The 3,362-nt window shown below is 34.9% G+C and carries 2 protein-coding genes and 2 tRNA genes; all 4 read right to left on the bottom strand.

Annotated features, from left to right (window positions below; all coding sequences use genetic code 11):
- Nucleotides 1–8: 8 nt before the first annotated feature.
- A tRNA-Gly gene (locus G8Y85_RS10095) sits at nt 9–82 on the bottom strand.
- Nucleotides 83–103: 21 nt separating this feature from the next.
- Nucleotides 104–186, bottom strand: a tRNA-Leu gene (locus tag G8Y85_RS10090).
- Between the two features lie 323 nt (nt 187–509).
- Nucleotides 510–965 carry a SprT family protein gene (locus G8Y85_RS10085; protein ID WP_060551510.1) on the bottom strand — a complete coding sequence of 152 codons (456 nt, stop codon included), beginning with the start codon at nt 963–965 and terminating at the stop codon, nt 510–512.
- Nucleotides 955–3,108, bottom strand: a complete 2,154-nt coding sequence (locus tag G8Y85_RS10080) for a Tex family protein (protein WP_060551511.1) — start codon at nt 3,106–3,108, stop codon at nt 955–957. Before G8Y85_RS10080 ends, G8Y85_RS10085 begins: the two co-directional genes overlap by 11 nt.
- Between the last annotated feature and the right edge of the window lie 254 nt (nt 3,109–3,362).

Raw genomic sequence — 3,362 nt, 5'->3', positions numbered from 1 at the left:
ATAATTAATGGAGCGGGTGATGGGAATCGAACCCACAACATCAGCTTGGAAGGCTGAGGTTTTGCCATTAAACTACACCCGCAAGTGTTATATTCGATGTTGATGCGGCCGAGAGGATTTGAACCTCCACGGGAATACTCCCACTAGGCCCTCAACCTAGCGCGTCTGCCGTTCCGCCACGACCGCTCGGTAAAAATCATTGATTTTTTCGACAAGATTTATTGTACTATCCTCATTAACTAAAGTCAACACTTTTTTAACAAAAGATTAATATTTGTAAAACGTCTTTAACTTTAATTTGGCAACATATTAAATCATAACCTATTCACCTCATGAAGTCAACAATCATTTTCACATAAGTGCGTCATAATTAATGTGACGACTTTTATTATTATACGTATCAAAATATGCAAAGTCAATAACCTTTATTTCTTAAAAAAAGGATAAAAATTCCTTTCAAACGGAATCTTTACCCTTTTCTATGAAAGATAAGATACTTACTAATCAAATTATGATAAATACGACGTTATTTTCAACCCACCGCCACAACGTCCACATCTCATCTTTCTGGTGTTTACTTTTCGGATTCTCAAAAATTTTTGATGACACTTTGTACACATGTATTCATAATTCGCACGTTCACGGTACGTTTCTGTAGGTGTACAGAATCGAGGGGCATGAACCATTTGACTTAATTTTTTAAAATCTGAATCTCTATGTTGATATCCTTTTCCATCTAGATGAAGAAAATAATGACACAATTCATGTTTTATAATCGCATCAATCGCTGCCTCTCCAAAATGTTCGTACTGTTTCGGGTTTATCTCTATATCGTGTGACTTTAATAAATATCGTCCTCCAGTTGTTCGTAGGCGGTGATTAAAATAAATCCGATGTATAAATGGACGTCCAAAATAGGTTAGCGCGATAGATTCAGCTCGTGATTGTAAAGTCTCATTGTCCATTAGGATCAATCATTGTGAGTGCGACTTTTCCTTTATCAACATCAATGCGCTCTACCCATACTTCAACAATATCGCCTACACTGACAATATCCATAGGATGTTTCACAAAGCGTTTCGCCAATTTAGAAATATGCACCAAACCATCTTGTTTCACACCAATATCTACAAAAGCACCAAAATCTACGACGTTTCTTACAGTACCATTTAATTTCATACCTTTTGTTAAATCTTCAATGGATAATACATCTGATTTAAGTTGAGGCGTTTCATATTCATCACGTGGATCTCGGTTCGGTGCCATAAGCGCTTGAACTATATCCTCCAGAGTTGGCACACCAATATTTAACTTTTCTGCACAAGCTTCTATATTTAAGTTTTCAAAGGTTTGTTGATGTTGCTTACTACCTAATTCTGCAACATCAATATTGAGTTCATCTAACAATTGATATGTTACAGCGTAACTTTCTGGATGGATGGGTGTGTTATCTAATGGCTCTTCTCCATCTACAATTCTTAAAAACCCGATACTTTGCTCAAAGGTTTTTTGACCTAATCGTTTCACTTTATTGATTTCTTTATGATGTGTAATCTTACCGTTTTCTTCTCTATATTGAATAATGTTATTTGCTATTGGTTTTGACAATCCCGCAACATGTTGCAATAAAGTACTTGACGCAGTATTAACATTGACACCTACTTGGTTTACAGCCGTTTCAACAACAAAATCGAGCGCTTCACCTAATTGTTTTTGGTTTACATCATGTTGATATTGCCCCACTCCTATTGATTTAGGGTCTATTTTAACAAGCTCACTTAATGGATCTTGTACACGGCGACCAATTGACACTGCACTACGTTCTTCTACTTGGAAATCTGGGAACTCTTGTCTCGCTATATCAGACGCAGAATAGACTGATGCACCCGCTTCATTCACGATAATATATTGAACTTTCAAACCGTGCGTTTGTATCATATTTGCTACGAATTGTTCTGTTTCTCGACTCGCTGTGCCATTACCTATTGCAATCAAATCAATATCGTACGTGTTAATGATATTTAAAAATATGCGTTCTGCATCTTTCATTTTGGAAACTGGTGGGTGTGGATACATGACAGATTTTGCTACAAATGAGCCCATAGAATTAATAACTGCCAGTTTACAACCTGTCCTATAGGCAGGATCAATACCTAAAATTTGTTTTTGTTTTAATGGTGGTTGTAATAACAATTGTTTGAGATTTTTACTAAACACTTCTATCGCACTATCTTCTGCTCGTTTTGTAAGGTCCGTACGTATTTCACGTTCTATAGATGGAAAAATCAAGCGTTTCATCGCATCTTCTATTGCATTTTTAACGATATGTGATAATGGGTTATCCCCCATAATTTCAGAATGCTTAATGTGATCAATAATCAGTGATTGATCCACATCAATTTTAATAGCTAATATTTTCTCTTTTTCACCGCGATTCATAGCTAAAATTCGGTGATTGGCTAAACGTTTTAAAGGCTCAGAATAATTATAATACATTGCAAAAATTTCATTTTCATCTACAGCATTTTTCTTTTTTGTAGCTGTTATTACACCATGTCGCTGTGTTTCATTAAGTATACGCTGTCGATATTGTGGATGGTCTGCAATACGTTCTGCAATGATATCTTGTGCGCCTAAAATTGCCGCTTCAATTGTAGGCACTTCCTCATTGATAAATTGTTTTGCTCGTATATCAATGCTTTCCGTTTCATTTTGCGCATCAATCCATTTTGCTAAAGGCGCCAATCCTTTTCTTTTCGCTTCTGTTGCTCTTGTTTTCTTTTTTTGTTTATATGGTCGGTATAAATCTTCAACACGTTGAAGCTTCGTTTGCTTCAAAATGTCTTGTTTCAAAGTTTCTGTTAATAAGCCTTGTTGCTCAATACTATGTATAACTTCATCTTTACGTTTTTGAAGGTTTTGCAGATAGTTAAATTCATCTGCAATTTTTTTAATTTCAACTTCATCTAAGCCATCAGTCATTTCTTTTCGATAACGTGCGATAAATGGTACAGTGTTTTTATCTTCTAAAAGTTTTAAAACTGCTTCGATTTGTTTGATAGAGAATTGATACTCATTATGTATTGCTTGGACTAATGCATTTGCCAAGATGTTCACCACTTTCTTTATAATTACATTCTTATTTTAACATTGATATTTAAAGTTTGATAATGATGTCGTTATCACATAAAATGGGGCTGGGACATAGGGTTTCAGCTTCCAAGAAAAACACCACAAAAATCACTTCAAAAGATTTTGTGGTGTTTTTTCATTTGAATTCTACTTAAAATTAGCACTTATCGAGCTAATTTTCTTATATTTATTGCCATAAGGGCAATTCCAATTTCACATTCTACTTTAGA

Origin of the sequence: Staphylococcus sp. 11007852 (assembly GCF_011394325.1) — a bacterium.
Classification (GTDB): domain Bacteria; phylum Bacillota; class Bacilli; order Staphylococcales; family Staphylococcaceae; genus Staphylococcus; species Staphylococcus agnetis.
Note: the sequence above shows the minus strand (reverse complement) of the source record. Positions and strands in the feature narration are given on the sequence as shown.

What these genes read in the sequence shown, in the direction of transcription:
- G8Y85_RS10085 (WP_060551510.1), bottom strand. Translation starts at nt 965, where the DNA reads ATGGACAATGAGACTTTACAATCACGAGCTGAATCTATCGCGCTAACC.